At 68.6% G+C, this 13992-nt stretch carries 10 protein-coding genes; 3 read left to right on the top strand and 7 right to left on the bottom strand.

The genetic code is table 11. The annotated features are described in order from the left end of the window. Window position 1 precedes the first annotated feature (1 nt). The 3 genes from rutA to ACOYW6_RS00865 all read left to right on the top strand — a co-directional run bounded on the left by rutA (window position 2) and on the right by ACOYW6_RS00865 (window position 2582). Window positions 2-1084, top strand: coding sequence for a pyrimidine utilization protein A (gene rutA / locus ACOYW6_RS00875; RefSeq protein WP_423141953.1), 1083 nt, complete (start codon window positions 2-4; stop codon window positions 1082-1084). Window positions 1085-1155: 71 nt separating this feature from the next. Further along, entirely contained in the window at window positions 1156-2223 is a 1068-nt protein-coding gene (locus tag ACOYW6_RS00870) for a PAS domain-containing protein (protein ID WP_423141952.1), read from the top strand. A gap of 14 nt (window positions 2224-2237) precedes the next feature. Further along, window positions 2238-2582, top strand: coding sequence for a response regulator (locus tag ACOYW6_RS00865; RefSeq protein WP_423141951.1), 345 nt, complete (start codon window positions 2238-2240; stop codon window positions 2580-2582). Window positions 2583-2589: 7 nt separating this feature from the next. Here the strand turns inward: ACOYW6_RS00865 and acs are convergent, their stop codons facing one another. The 7 genes from acs to ACOYW6_RS00830 form a co-directional block, all read right to left on the bottom strand. Further along, window positions 2590-4485 carry an acetate--CoA ligase gene (gene acs / locus ACOYW6_RS00860; RefSeq protein ID WP_423141950.1) on the bottom strand — a complete coding sequence of 632 codons (1896 nt, stop codon included), beginning with the start codon at window positions 4483-4485 and terminating at the stop codon, window positions 2590-2592. Window positions 4486-4554: 69 nt separating this feature from the next. Next, window positions 4555-6519: a TonB-dependent receptor gene (locus ACOYW6_RS00855; protein WP_423141949.1), complete on the bottom strand. Its 1965-nt coding sequence runs from the start codon at window positions 6517-6519 to the stop codon at window positions 4555-4557. Next, complete coding sequence (locus ACOYW6_RS00850) at window positions 6516-7517, bottom strand: DUF2891 domain-containing protein (protein WP_423141948.1); 1002 nt, start codon at window positions 7515-7517, stop codon at window positions 6516-6518. Before ACOYW6_RS00850 ends, ACOYW6_RS00855 begins: the two co-directional genes overlap by 4 nt. Beyond that, the gene (locus tag ACOYW6_RS00845; RefSeq protein ID WP_423141947.1) at window positions 7514-8452 is read right to left on the bottom strand and encodes a DUF979 domain-containing protein; all 939 of its coding nucleotides are present in this window, start codon (window positions 8450-8452) and stop codon (window positions 7514-7516) included. Before ACOYW6_RS00845 ends, ACOYW6_RS00850 begins: the two co-directional genes overlap by 4 nt. Beyond that, complete coding sequence (locus tag ACOYW6_RS00840) at window positions 8449-9117, bottom strand: DUF969 domain-containing protein (protein WP_423141946.1); 669 nt, start codon at window positions 9115-9117, stop codon at window positions 8449-8451. Before ACOYW6_RS00840 ends, ACOYW6_RS00845 begins: the two co-directional genes overlap by 4 nt. Further along, window positions 9114-12704 carry a hydantoinase B/oxoprolinase family protein gene (locus ACOYW6_RS00835; protein WP_423143141.1) on the bottom strand — a complete coding sequence of 1197 codons (3591 nt, stop codon included), beginning with the start codon at window positions 12702-12704 and terminating at the stop codon, window positions 9114-9116. The genes ACOYW6_RS00840 and ACOYW6_RS00835 overlap by 4 nt, the downstream gene beginning before the upstream one ends. A gap of 21 nt (window positions 12705-12725) precedes the next feature. Beyond that, window positions 12726-13988, bottom strand: coding sequence for a 3-hydroxyacyl-CoA dehydrogenase NAD-binding domain-containing protein (locus tag ACOYW6_RS00830; protein ID WP_423141945.1), 1263 nt, complete (start codon window positions 13986-13988; stop codon window positions 12726-12728). Window positions 13989-13992 lie beyond the last annotated feature (4 nt).

The following is a 13992-nucleotide window of genomic DNA, read 5'->3' as shown; positions in this document are numbered from 1 at the left end:
CATGCAAGTCGGCGTCTTCGTGCCCATCAACAACAACGGCTGGCTGATCTCGGAAAACGCGCCGCAGTACATGCCCAGCTTCGATCTCAACAAGCAGATCGCCCAGAGCGCGGAGAAGCACGGGCTCGATTTCCTGCTATCGATGATCAAGCTGCGCGGCTTCGGCGGCAAGACGCAGTTCTGGGAATACGGGCTAGAAAGCTTCACCTTGATGGCCGGCCTTGCCGCCGTCACCGAACGGATCAAGATCTATGCCACCTGCCCCACGCTGGTGATCCCGCCCGCCTTCGCGGCACGGATGTGCAACACCATCGATTCGATCAGCCACGGCCGGTTCGGACTCAACCTCATCACCGGCTGGCAGCCGCCCGAATACACCCAGATGGGGATCTGGCCCGGCGACGAGCATTTCCGCAATCGTTACAAGATGCTGGACGAATATGCCCACATCCTGCGCGAACTATGGGAAACCGGGCGCAGCGACTTCAAGGGCAATTACTACACGATGGACGATTGCCGCGTCCGTCCGCAGCCCGAAGGCGACATGAAGATCATCTGCGCCGGATCCTCCGACGAAGGCCTGGCGTTCAGCGCCAAGTGGGCGGACTACGCGTTCTGTCTCGGCAAGGGGGTCAACACGCCGACCGCGTTTGCCTCCAACAACGATCGTCTCGCCATCGCCACCGCCAAGACCGGGCGCGACGTGTCGGTCTTCGTGCTGGTCATGGTCATCGCCGCCGAAACCGATGAGGAAGCGATGGCGAAATGGAAAAGCTACAACGACGGCGTCGATATCGAGGCGATCGGCTGGCTCGCCGAACAGGGCGCCAAGGACACCGTCAACACCAGCACCAACGTGCGCCAGCTTGCCGCCCCCGAAGGCGCGGTCAACATCAACATGGGCACCCTGGTAGGCAGCTACGAGAGCGTCGCCCGCATGCTCGACGAGATGGCGGCCGTGCCCAACACGGGCGGCGTCCTTCTGACGTTCGACGATTTCGTGAGCGGGGTCGAAGCGTTTGGCACCCGGATCCAGCCGCTGATGGCGTGCCGCCGGCACATCGCACCGGCCGGGGGGAACTGAAAAAGCCGCCGTGCGATACTACCCTCACATCCAGTCAAAGGCGAGATCGGCGCTGGTGTGAGGAACCGGTAGTGAGCAATGACGATATACCCCGCCCGACGGGGCAAGCCCTGTCCAAACCGCCGCAGCGCAAGGCCGGCCATCCCGAGCATTTTGACGGTGCGTCCGGCATGCTGTTCGAGCAGGCGATGGCGCAGACGCGCATGGCAGTGTGCCTCAGCGATCCAAGCCTGCCCGACAACCCGATCGTCTTCTGTAACGAGGCGTTCGAGCACCTGACCGGTTACGATTCCGACGAAATCCTGGGCCGCAATTGCCGGTTTCTGCAGGGGCCGGAAACCGACACCCGGCAAGTCGAGCGCATCCGCGAGTCGATTCGCAGCGCCGAACTGACGATCGTGGAGATCCTCAATTACCGCAAGGACGGCACGAAGTTCTGGAACGCGCTGCACCTGGGGCCGATCTACAACGACGACGGCAGCGTCAAATATTTCTTCGGCAGCCAGTGGGACGTGTCCGACATCCACCTCGCCCGCGCCGAGGAGCGTCACGCCAAGGAGATGGCGCGTGAGGTTTCGCACCGGCTGAAGAACGTTTTTGCCGTCATCGCCGGGATCGTCAACATCACTGGCCGCTCAATGAATGCGCGCGATGTCGCGGGCCGCATCAACGAACGGATCCGCGCCTTGGGGCGCAGCTACGAACCCACGCTGGACGACGCGTTTCTTGGCACGATCGAGGTCGGCCAGGCGGTGCGCGCGGTGCTGCGTCCCTACGATCCCGAAGGCAACCGCATCAGTTTCACCGGCAATGGCGTACGCACCGAGCCCAACGCGATTTCCGCGATCGGGCTGACGCTGCACGAACTGGCCGCCAACGCCACGAAGTACGGCGCCCTGTCCGACGATGCCGGTACGATCGACATCGCCTGGCGTCACGAGGAAGACCGCCATGGCCGCCGCCTGCTGGTGGTCGACTGGACCGAGCGCGGCGGACCGCCCATTGCCGGCCCGCCCCAGGGCGAGGGGACGGGCTTTGCCATCGCCGATGCGCTGCTGAGCCATTCGCACGGCGTTTTCGATCGGCACTGGGATGCCGAGGGCCTGCGCGCCCAGATCTCGTTCCCGATCAAGAACTGAAGGGCACCTGCCGAATGAAATGTGTCCTGATTCTCGAGGACGAGCCCCTCATCGCGCTCGACCTCAAATACGCCTGCGACGATGCCGGGCTCGGTGCGATCGTGGCTGGGACGCTGGCGCAGGCGGTCGAGGAACTCGGCAGGCACGATTTCGACGGTGCGGTACTGGACGTTAACCTCGGCGGGGGCGAAACCTGCGAGGACGTGGCCCGGCTGCTGCGCCAGCGCGGCATCCCGTTCGTCCTCAACACCGGCGACCTTGACCGCGCCGGCGAGTTCCTGCGCGAGATCAAGGCTCCGATCGTGGCCAAGCCAAGCAGCGCAGACAGCGTGATAGCGCAGCTGCTCGAACTGGCGTGAAGCGGGGCTAGCGCCCCTCGCGCAGCAGCACGTCGACGACGCCGGGATCGGCCAGGGTCGACGTATCGCCAAGGTTGCCGGTATCGCCTTCCGCGATCTTGCGCAGGATGCGGCGCATGATCTTGCCCGAGCGCGTCTTGGGCAGGCCCGGCGCGAAGTGGATCACGTCGGGGCTGGCGATCGGGCCGATCTCCTTGCGTACCCACTGGACCAGTTCATGGCGCAATGTTTCGTCGCCGGTCTCGCCGCTATTGAGCGTGACGTAGGCGTAGATGCCCTGTCCCTTGATATCGTGCGGCATGGCGACGACAGCCGCCTCGGCGACCTTGTGGTGGGCGACAAGCGCGCTTTCCACTTCGGCGCTGCCCATGCGGTGCCCGCTGACATTGATGACGTCATCGACCCGTCCGGTTATCCAGTAATACCCGTCCACGTCGCGGCGGCAGCCGTCGCCGGTGAAATAGGTGCCGGGATAGGTCGAGAAATAGGTCTGGAAGAACCGCTCGTGATCGCCCCAGACGGTGCGCATCTGCCCCGGCCAAGACCGCGCGATGCACAAGTTCCCCTCCGCAGCGCCGTCCAGATCGTTGCCGTCGGCATCGACCAGCAACGGATAGACGCCGGGCAGCGGCAAGGTCGCGCTGCCGGGCTTGGTCGTCACCGCGCCGGGCACCGGCGCGATCAGCGCGCCGCCGGTCTCGGTCTGCCACCAGGTGTCGACGATCTCGCAGCGCCCCTCGCCGACGACGTCGTGATACCACTTCCACGCCTCGGGATTGATCGGTTCACCCACGGTGCCGAGCAGGCGGATCTGGCTGCGATCGTGCGCGGTCACCCACCGGTCGCCCTCGCGCATAAGCGCGCGGATCGCAGTCGGCGCGGTGTAGAAAATCGTCACACCGAGCCGCTGCGCGGTTTCCCAGAAGCGCCCGAAATCGGGATAGTTCGGCACCCCGTCGAACATCACGCTGGTGGCGCCGTTGGCGAGCGGCCCGTAGACGACGTAGCTGTGCCCGGTGACCCAGCCGACATCGGCGGTGCACCAGAACACGTCGTCCGTGCGCGGCTGGAACAGCATCTCGAACGTGCCGGCCACCCACAGCAGGTAGCCGCCGGCGGTGTGGAGGACGCCCTTGGGCTTGCCGGTGCTGCCGCTGGTATAGAGGATGAATAGCGGGTCCTCGGCGTTCATCGCCGCCGGCTCGCACCATGCCGCGGCGGCCTCGCGCCGCTCGTGCCACCACACGTCGCGCCCGCTCACGACCGGCACGTCGGCGCCGGTGCGGCGCACCAGCAGGACGGCGTCGACCCCCGGGCAATTGGCCAGCGCCGCGTCTGCGTTGGCCTTGAGGGGAATGCGCTTGCCGCCCCGACAGCCTTCGTCGGCGGTGATCAGCAGCCGGGAATCGCAATCCTGGACACGGCCCGCCAGCGCCTCGGGGCTGAAGCCGCCGAACACGACCGAATGGATGGCACCAATCCGCGCGCAGGCCAGCATGGCGATCGCCGCCTCGGGGATCATCGGCAGGTAGATGGTCACCCGATCGCCCTTGCGAACGCCCAGGTCGGTCAGGACGTTGGCCATCTTGCAGACTTCTGCGTGCAGCTCGCAGTAGGTCAGGGTCCGTCCACCCATTGCGCCCGCGGCGCCCGGCTCGTCGCCTTCGAACACGATCGCTGTCTTGTCGCCGTTCTCGGTCAGATGCCGGTCCAGGCAGTTGACCGAGACGTTGAGTTCGCCGTCGGCAAACCAGCGGACGCCGAAATCGGCTTCGTCGAAGCTGCTCTCATCGGCGCGAGTGGGAAAGCGGGTCCAGTCGAGCCGCCCGGCTTCCTTGAGCCAATAGGCGTCGGGATCCGCGGCCACCGCCTGGCGTCGGGCATCGAGCTCGGCTGGGGTCATCGCTGGGTGATCCTGTCGGTTGGCGTTGTTGCGGACAGTAGCGGGATACGCGCAGCCGACAACCGGCGATCAGCCGCGCAGCTTCACGCCGAGCCACAGCGTCCGCGGCGCACCCAGGTCGATCGAGCCGCCCTGGTTGCGCGTCACCACCCGTGCGCCGGTCAGGTTCTCACCGCGAAGCAAGAGCGACCAGTGCCGCGCCACCGGCAGTGCCACGATTGCGTCAAGCGTCGTCGCCGCGGGCAGCACATCGGTTTCAAGGTCGTCCTCGAATTGCGCCCCGACATGGCGAAGCGTCAAGGCGGCAGAACAGCCGCCGCACGGCGCAACGCTGCCGGTCAGGCTAGTGGCCCACGTCGGCGTCTGCGCGGGGCGCATCCCGTCGAGCGCAGCGGACGCCCCGGTCGCCTCGACCCGGGCGTCGGTCCAGGCCAGCGAACCGTCCAGCGCGACAGCCCCGCGCCGCAGCCCCGCGCTCGCCTCGATCCCGCGGGCGCGGATCGCATCGACGTTGCGGCGCTGGCGAAGCCCCGGCGCAAGGGTGACGTTGGCGATGGCGCCGCCAAGCCGGTTGTCGAACGCGGTCAGCGCCAAGGACACGCCCGGCACCGGCGCGATCTCGGCGCCCAGCTCGGCCCCCCGCAAGCGTTCGTTGGCAAGCGCGGCATTGGCCTGCGTCGTCACCGGGAACACGACGAAAGGCCGGTAAAGCTCGTTCAGGGTGGGAAGCCGGAGCCCGCTGTACGCGGCCCCGCGCAGCGACAGCGCGGGCGAAAGCCGGAGACGGGCGCCGCCGCGCAGGCTGCCGGTCCAGCCCGCCCGCGCGGCGTAGCGGATATCCCCGGTCACGGTGCCGCTCGCCGCGACCTCGCGGTAGAAGCCATCGGCGACAACCCAGCGGTCGGCCCGGGCCCCGCCCGTCAGCGTCAAGTCCCCGTGCGTCCAGTCATCCTCAACGTAGAGGCCGACATCGTCGTTTCGCCCGCCCGCGCGGCGCCGCGCGGTGACCAGCCCGGTTACCGTGCTGTAGGCCGCTTCCTGCGTCATGCCGGTCGCGCGGCGCCAGTCGGCGCCGATCCGAAGTACGTGTGCTCCGCCCACAGGGGGCCGCAGCTCAAGCTTGCCGCCGAGCCCGGTGGAGGGTGTGCCTTGCTGGTCGAGCGTCTTGCGAAAGCTCGACGAACTGATCACCACGTTCGAGAAGTCACGCGTCTGGACGTAACCGAGCAGTTCGAATCCGAACGCGCCACGGCCGATCAGGCGGACGCTGGCATCGCTGCCGGAACTGGTGGTGTCCGCCCCGGCAAACCGCAGCGTCCGGGCGTCGCCGAAAGCACCGACGCGCGCCTGGAGCTCGGCCGCGTCGCCCAGCGGTGCTGCCATTCGGGCGGAGGCCGACCAGCTGTCGAAGCGCGCCCGCACGCTGGCGGGTACGCGCTGATCGGGCGGCGACGTCCAGAACCCCTGCCCGCGGTCCCAGCGACCGGCCAACACCGCGTAGCCGTGCCCCAGGCGCGGCGCGAGATAGCCCGCCAGCGCGGTCTCGCCGCGGTCGTCTACCAGTGCCTGGCCTCCAACCGGACCAAGCGTGGCGGCACCGGCACTTTCCAGCGCGATCGTCCCCGCCACGGCGCCCGCACCGAAAGCGCCCGAACCACCGCCGCGCGTTACCACGGCGCGCGCCAGCTGCGCCGGATCGGTCGCGGAGAGCGGCACATAGCCGAAGAAAGGATCGGCCAGCGGAACTCCGTCGAGCGTTACCAGCGCGCGGCTGGTGGCGTTGCCGCCCAGCGCACGCAGCGTCACCCCTTGTGCCGAGGGGTTGGAGGATCGGCTGTCGCTACGGCGGAACTGCTGAAATCCAGCGACATTCGCCAGTGCGTCCTCGATCCGGCCCGAGGCGGCGCGATCAAGCACCTCTCGGTCCAATACGACGCGATCGTAAGCGGGAGCGGCAGGCGTATCGGGCAGGCCGGTGCCGGTCACGACGATCTCGGTGGGCGCTGCGGCCAGCAGCGCAAGCGCGATGCTCATGCCGGGGCGGCAAGCGCCAGCAGCGCAAAGCTCGCCAGCCAGTGCTCACCCATGTAGTCGCCGGCGATGTGGGGAAGCGCCGCGCCGATATGCGCAGCAGCCGTCTCGCGCGCGACTGGCAGCACCGGGTGGCCCGGGCCGAGCGCCGCCGCGATCGAGCGCCAGGCCCACGCGCGCGACAGGTTAAGCCCGTCAAGATGCGCGATCTTGCCATCGCTACGGTCACTTACGGTCGCCGGCGTGAACAGCGTGGCGGGCTCGCGCTGCGCCGCGCGCGGCAGGAAGCGGCCGAACCAGCCGGCAAATTCGGGTGCTGGCAGCACGCGGCTCATCAGCAGGGCCACCGACAGCGCGGGAGAGAGGAATTCATCGCCGCCCGGTTCCCATGCCTGGCAATCGGCATCGTCCCCGAACCAGTCGCGGGCGCGGGATTCGAGCAGCGCTGCCAGGCCAGGATCGTGCGCGCGTGCCCAGTCCAGCGCGAGCGTCATCGCAAACGCGCTGTTAGGGTGCGTACCGACGCGGATCGGGTAGGTCTGAAGCGGGAAAAACGCCGTGAAGCGCGCCGCGAAGGCGGCGGCGAAGGCATTGGCGTTGCTTGCCCAGTCCGCGTCGTGGCGACGCATCTCGGCGTCGAGCGCCAGCGCCCAGCCCCACCCATAGGGCCGCTCGAACCCGCGCGCCGAAGGTCGTTCGAGGTACGCGGTTTCGACCGCGAAATGCTCCGCCGTCAGCATCTGGCCAGCGCGGGCGCGAACCATCTCGGCCTCCGGCAGGTCAGGGAACAACCGCGCCAGGCGCAGGACCTGCCACCAGCCGTGGACGCAGGAATGCCAATCGAAACTACCGTGGAAGATCGGATGCAGCACGCGCGGCGGCAGGACGTCGCCATCGCCGGTCATCACGTGCTGAAGCGCGTGTGGGTACTCCTGGCCGAGGTGGCCCAAAGTCAGGCGCATGGCGCCGGCGGCGAACTGGGGGGTCAAGGTCTGGGTCATCGGAACGCCAGCAGATAGATCAGCGCGCAATTGACCGCCAGCAGCGGCAGCGCGGTGCCGACCTGCGCCTTGATCACGGCGTTGCGGTCCTTCAGTTCAAGGATCGCGGCGGGCACGATGTTGAAGTTGGCGGCCAGCGGCGTCATCAGCGTTCCGCAGAAACCGGCCAGCATCCCGATCGCGGCGATAACCGCCGGGTTGCCGTGATACTGGTGCACCAGCAGCGGTAGCCCGATCGCACCAGCCATCACCGGGAAGGCAGCGAAGGCATTGCCCATCATCATCGTGAAGCCCGCCATGCCCAGCGCATAGACCAGCACCGCGGCGACCAGGCTGCCGTCGGGAATGACCGCCGAGAACAAGTGCCCGACCACCGCGCCCATCCCCGCCGCGGCGAAGACCGCGCCCAGGCTGGCGAGCATTTGCGGCAGGATAGCAGCCCAGCCGATGGATTCGATCAGGCGCCGCCCGTCATCGAGGGGCTGGCGTGCGGGCGGACGCAACCAGAGGTAACCGGCAGCCAGCGCGATGAGCACGCCCAGCGTCAGGCTGACGAGCGTGACCTGCTTGGGATCGACGATGGCGGGTATCCATTTGAAGCCGAGCGTACCGCCAAGGGCGACCACCGGGATCACCAGCGCCAGCAGGAAAAGCCGGTCGCCGTTACGGTGCGCTGCGGCGGCCCGCTCGGCAACGGTATCAGGTTCCGGCCCGCGGCCCAGCCCGCCGAACGCCGCGATGGCGACCAGTGCGATGACGAGGATGCCGTTGCCGACGTCCTCCAAGTGGTCGCCGGCCAGCAGCGACACCGCCAGCAGCCCCCAGAACGCGGCGTTGCCGAACCGCTTGGGATTGGACCGGTCGCGCAGCGCAAGCGCGGCGTAGATGACCATCACGATCCCGGCGACCGCGTAAACGAAATTGAGCCCGATCATCGCGCCGCCTCGCGGCGCCCGAAGCGCCAGAGCCGGAAGCCGTGTATCACGAAGGCAAAGATCGCGGTCGGGATCGCCCAGACCGACAAATCGAACGGCGTCAGCACGATGCCCTGCTGTTCCAGGAACCCCTTCATCAGCAGGATCGAGCCGATGGCGATGAAGATGTCCTCGCCGAAGAATAGCCCGACGTTGTCGGTGGCGGCGGCCATCGCCCTGATCCGGTCGCGCGCGGCCTCGTCCGGCTCGGCCCCGAGGGCTTCGCGGGCCGCGGCCTCGGCCATCGGCGCGACCAGCGGACGCACGGTCTGGACCTGGCCGGTGACGCCGGTGAGGCCGAGTGCGGCGGTAAGCTGCCGGATGACGAGATAGGCGATCAGGATCCTCGCCAGCGTCGCGCCGCGCAGCCGCGCGATCAGCGCCCGGGCGCGCTCGCGCAGGCCGCCGCGTTCCAGCATGGCGATGACCGGAAGCACGACATAGACCGCGCTGACATAGCGGGTGTCGTTGAAGGCCTTGCCGAACGCGGCGAGCACGCCCACCGGTCCCATGCCCGCGGCAAGCCCGGTCGCCAGCGCCGCGCCGACCACGACCAGCAGCGGATTGGCACGCAGGGCAAAGCCCAGTGCCATCACGGCGATACCGATCAGCACCCAGCCGTTCATGTCGGTTCTCCCCAGCCGCCGCCGCCCGGTGTTTCCACGACGATGCGGTCGCCGGCCTCGACTTCGACTTGCGCGGTCGAGGCCAATACCTGGGTCGTGCCGTCGGCGCGCTCGATCCGCGTTTCGCCCGGCGCGCCGCTGCCGCCGCCGGCCAGTCCGAACGGCGGCACGCGTCGCCGGTTGGCGAGAATGCCAGCGCTCATCGGTTCGAGGAAGGTGATTTCGCGTACCGTGCCGTCACCGCCGCGCCACCGCCCCGTGCCGCCGGAGCCGGCGCGGACGGCGAACCGTTCGAGACGGACCGGAAAGCGCGTTTCCAGCACCTCCGGATCGGTCAGGCGGCTGTTCGTCATGTGCGTCTGGACCGCGCTGGCGCCAGCAAACCCGTCACCGGCGCCGGCTCCGCCCGCGATCGTTTCGTAATACTGATAGCGCTCGGTGCCGAAGGTCAGGTTATTCATGGTCCCCTGGCTTGCGGCCAGCGCGCGAAAAGCGCCGAAAAGCGCATCGGTCACGACCTGGCTCGTCTCGACGTTGCCCGCAACGACGGCGGCCGGTGGCCGCGGATTGAGCATCGAGCCTTCGGGTACGCGTATCGTCACCGGGTCGAGGCAGCCCTCGTTCATCGGGATCGCCTCGTCGATCATCGTGCGCAACACGTACATCGTTGCCGCGCGCACCACGCTGAACGGCGCGTTGAAGTTGTCGGGGCGCTGGTCGCTCGACCCGGCGAAGTCGACCGTCACGTGGCGCGCGGCCCGGTCGATACGGACACCGACCCTGACGACGGCGCCCGAATCCATCTCGTAGGAAAAGTCCCCGTCCTCGAGCCCAACGATCAACCGCCGCACGGCCTCGGCGGCGTTGTCGTGCACATGCGCCATGTAGGCCAGGACCACGTCGCGGCCATGTTCGTCGCAGGCCGCGTGCAATCCTGCGGCACCGCGCGTGCAAGCGGCGACTTGCGCGGCAAGGTCGGCGATGTTCATGTCGATCGCGCGCGCCGGGTGCGGGCCGGAGGCAAGGATGGCCCGCATCTCGCTTTCGCGGAAGCGGCCCTCATCGACCAGCAGCAGGTTGTCGAGCATGACGCCCTCGTCACGGATCGTACGGCTGCCGGGCGGCATCGATCCCGGCGCGATCCCACCGACGTCGGCGTGGTGGCCGCGCGCGGCGACCCAGAACGTGGCCGTCTCCGTTTCATCCGCGAACACCGGCATCACCACGGTGATATCGGGCAAGTGCGTGCCGCCCGCGTAAGGCGCGTTGAGCACGTAGGCATCGCCGCGCCGGATGCCGCGCCCGTCGTTGGCGCGGGCACGCAGCACGGTCTGCACGCTCTCGCCCATCGACCCGAGGTGCACCGGCATGTGCGGCGCGTTGGCGACCAGCCGGCCGGCACCATCGAACACCGCGCAGGAAAAATCGAGCCGCTCACGGATGTTTACCGAACTGGCGCTGCGGGCCAGCGCCGCGCCCATCTCTTCGGCGATCGCCATGAACAGGCCGTTGAAGATCTCCAGCCGCACCGGGTCGGCCTCGGTCCCGCCGCGCGGCGCGCCTTCACGCGCTTCCGTACGGACCATGCGCAGCGTGCCGTCATCGTCCACGCGCAAGGACCAGCCGGGCATGACCAGTGTCGTCGATAGCGGGTCGATCACCAGCAGGGGGCCGGGCGCGGTGAAACCGGCGGCAAGGCCAGCGCGGTCGTGGACAGGTACCATGCGCTGACGCCCGCCGATCCGCACTGACGCAGTTTCGAGCGGCGGGGCGCTGTGGGTCGGCATCGGCCAGTCGAGGGGCGCAGCCGCGCGCTCGGCCGCCGCCTCGACCCGGATGCGGTCGATGACCAGGGGGCCGTCGGGCGCATAACCGAACTCGGCAGTGTGCGCGGCGGCGAAGGCAGCTTGCAGTGCCGCGGCATTGAGCAGAGGCAGGCCGATGGCATGCTCACTGCCCGCGCGCCGCACGAACAGCGTCGTCTCCGTGCCGGTGGCTTCGGCAGCCAACGCGGCAGCGGCCTCGTCGCTCAATTCCCGCGCCGCGCGCGCCACTTCGGCGTCAGTGCCGGGCGTAAGGTCGAGGGCCAGCGTGCGTTCGCGCAGCGCGGCCTCGCTGGCAAGGCCCATGCCATAGGCGGACAGCACGCCGGCCAGCGGGTGAACAAGCACGGTGTCGATCGCGAGCGCGTCGGCAACCTGGCAGGCGTGCTGCCCGCCCGCTCCGCCAAAGCAGGCGAGGGCATAGCCGGTCACATCGTGACCGCGCGCGACCGAGATTTGCCGGATCGCGTTGGCCATGTTGGCGACCGCGATGGCCAGGAATCCCTCGGCCAGCGCTTCGGGCCGCGCGGCCCGGCCGGTCTCGCGTTCGACTTCGGCGGCAAGGCCGGCGAACTGCGCTTCGACCGCCGCGCAGTCGAGCGGTTCGTCGCCGCCCGGACCGAACAGTGCCGGGAAGCGATGCGGCATGACCCGGCCCAGCAGCACGTTGCAATCGGTCACGGTCAGCGGGCCGCCGCGGCGATAGGCCGCCGGTCCCGGCACCGCGCCGGCGCTGGCGGGGCCGACGGTCAGCCGGCCCGCGGCCACGGCGCAGATCGAACCGCCGCCCGCCGCGACGGTGTGGATGCGCAGCATCGGGGTGCGGATACGCACGCCCGCGACGCGGGTCTCGCTGTCGCGCTCGTACGCGCCGGCATAGTGGCTGACGTCGGTCGAGGTGCCGCCCATGTCGAAGCCGATGACCCGCCTCTCGCCCGAAATGGCGGCAGTGCGTGCCATGCCGACGATGCCGCCGGCGGGCCCTGACAGGACCGCGTCCTTGCCGGAGAACCGCCCCGCGTCGGCAAGGCCACCGTTGGACTGCATGAACAGCGCATGCCCCGCATCGCCAAGCGCGCTGCGAAACCCCTCGAGATAGCGGCGCAGCACCGGCGACAGGTAGGCGTCGACCAATGTCGTGTCGCCGCGCCCGATCAGGCGGATCAACGGCGCGACCCGGTGGCTGACCGAGATGTGTGCGAACCCGGCCTCCGCCGCGAGTTCGGCAAGCCGCGCCTCATGTACTTGGTAGCGCCAGCCGTGGACCAGCACGATCGCGACCGAACGGATCCCGGCCGCGAAAGCCTCGGCAAAGCCGGCACGGGCGCCATCCTCGTCAAGCGGGCGCACCACGCTGCCGTCGGCGGCGACGCGCTCTTCTATTTCGAGAACGCGGGCATGCGGCGGCTCGGGCAGGACGATGCGGCGCACGAACAGGTCGGGCCGTTCCTGCGTGCCGATCCGCAGCGCATCGCCAAAGCCGCGCGTGATCGCCAGCAGCGTCGGCTCGCCCTTGCGTTCCAGCAGGGCATTGGTCGCGACGGTGGTGCCAAGCCGGACCTCGCAGGGGGGCAGCGGGCCTTCGGACGTCCCGGTCAGCGCGCGAATAGCCGCGACGGCGGCATCCTCGGCCCGGTTGGGGTCTTCGGAGAGGAGCTTGGCAGTGCGCACGCTGCCGCCAGGATCGCGCGCCACGACATCGGTGAACGTGCCGCCGCGATCGATCCAGAACTGCCAGCGCGAGCCCGTCATCACGGCGGGCATAGGCATGCCGGCGCGCCGCCGCTAGTCGAACTTGCCCGTGCCATCGGCAGCCTGACGCAGGTAAGGCGAAACCGGCATGCCGTGGCGCTCAAGCCCGGCGACGATCGTCTTGAGGCCGACATGCTGGGCCCAGAACATTGGGCCGCCGGTCCACGCCGGCCAGCCGTAACCGTTGAGCCAGACCAGGTCGATGTCGGAGGCACGCTGGGCCTTGCCCTCGCCAAGGATCTTCGCGCCCTCGTCGATCATCGGATAGAGCAGCCGTTCGCGGATTTCATCGGCGGTGAAGGCGCGCTGCGGCTTGCCTTCGCGGGCAGCGAACTTTGCGACGATGGCGTGCACTTCGTCCGAACTTCTGCGCTGGCGGCTGTCGTCATAGTCATACCAGCCCTTGCCGGTTTTCTGGCCCCAGCGGCCCGCGGCACAAAGCGCATCGCGGATCGATTCGATGCGCGCCGGGTCGCGGTGCCAGCCGATGTCGACGCCGGCCAGGTCGCTCATCTGGAAGGGGCCCATCGGGAAGCCGAAATCGAGCAGGGCCTGGTCGACCGCGGCATAGTCGGCGCCTTCCATCAGCATCGCCTGCGCCTGGAGCTGGCGCGGCATCAGCATTCGGTTGCCGATGAAGCCGTGGCAGACGCCCGCCACCACCGCGACCTTTCCGATCCTGGAGGCCAGGTCCATCACGGTCGCCAATTCGCTCATCCCAGTCTTTTCGGCGCGAACGACCTCGAGCAGCTTCATGATGTTGGCGGGCGAGAAAAAGTGCATCCCCAAGACCGCTTCGGGCCGCGACGTTTCAGCCGCCATCGCGTCGATGTCGAGGTAGCTGGTGTTGGAGGCCAGGATCGCGCCCCGCTTCGCCACCTGGTCAAGCCGGCGGAAAATATCCTTCTTGAGGTCGAGGTTCTCATAGACCGCCTCGATCACCAGGTCGCACTGGGAAAGATCGGCAAAATCCAGCGACGGCGTCAGCACCGCCATCGCCGCGTCGACCGCGGCGGCCTCCATCTTGCCGCGCTTGACCGAGTTTTCGTAATTGCGGCGGATCGTCGCCACGCCGCGTTCGAGGTTGGCGGCCTCCGCCTCGACGATGGTGACCGGGATGCCCGCGGTCAGGAAATTCATCGCGATCCCGCCGCCCATCGTTCCTGCACCCAGGACGCCGACGCGGCCGATGGTCTTAAGCGGGGTGCCGGCGGGCAGGTCGTCGATCCGGGTCGAGATCGCCAGCGCGGTGTCGATATGCGCCTTGGCGCCGGGCAGGGTTTCGGAGCTCGTCATCGTG

Source organism: Parablastomonas sp. CN1-191 (genome assembly GCF_049354825.1).
GTDB lineage: Bacteria > Pseudomonadota > Alphaproteobacteria > Sphingomonadales > Sphingomonadaceae > Novosphingobium.
The sequence above is the reverse complement of the archived record's forward strand: the minus strand, read 5'-3'. Positions and strand labels throughout refer to the sequence as shown.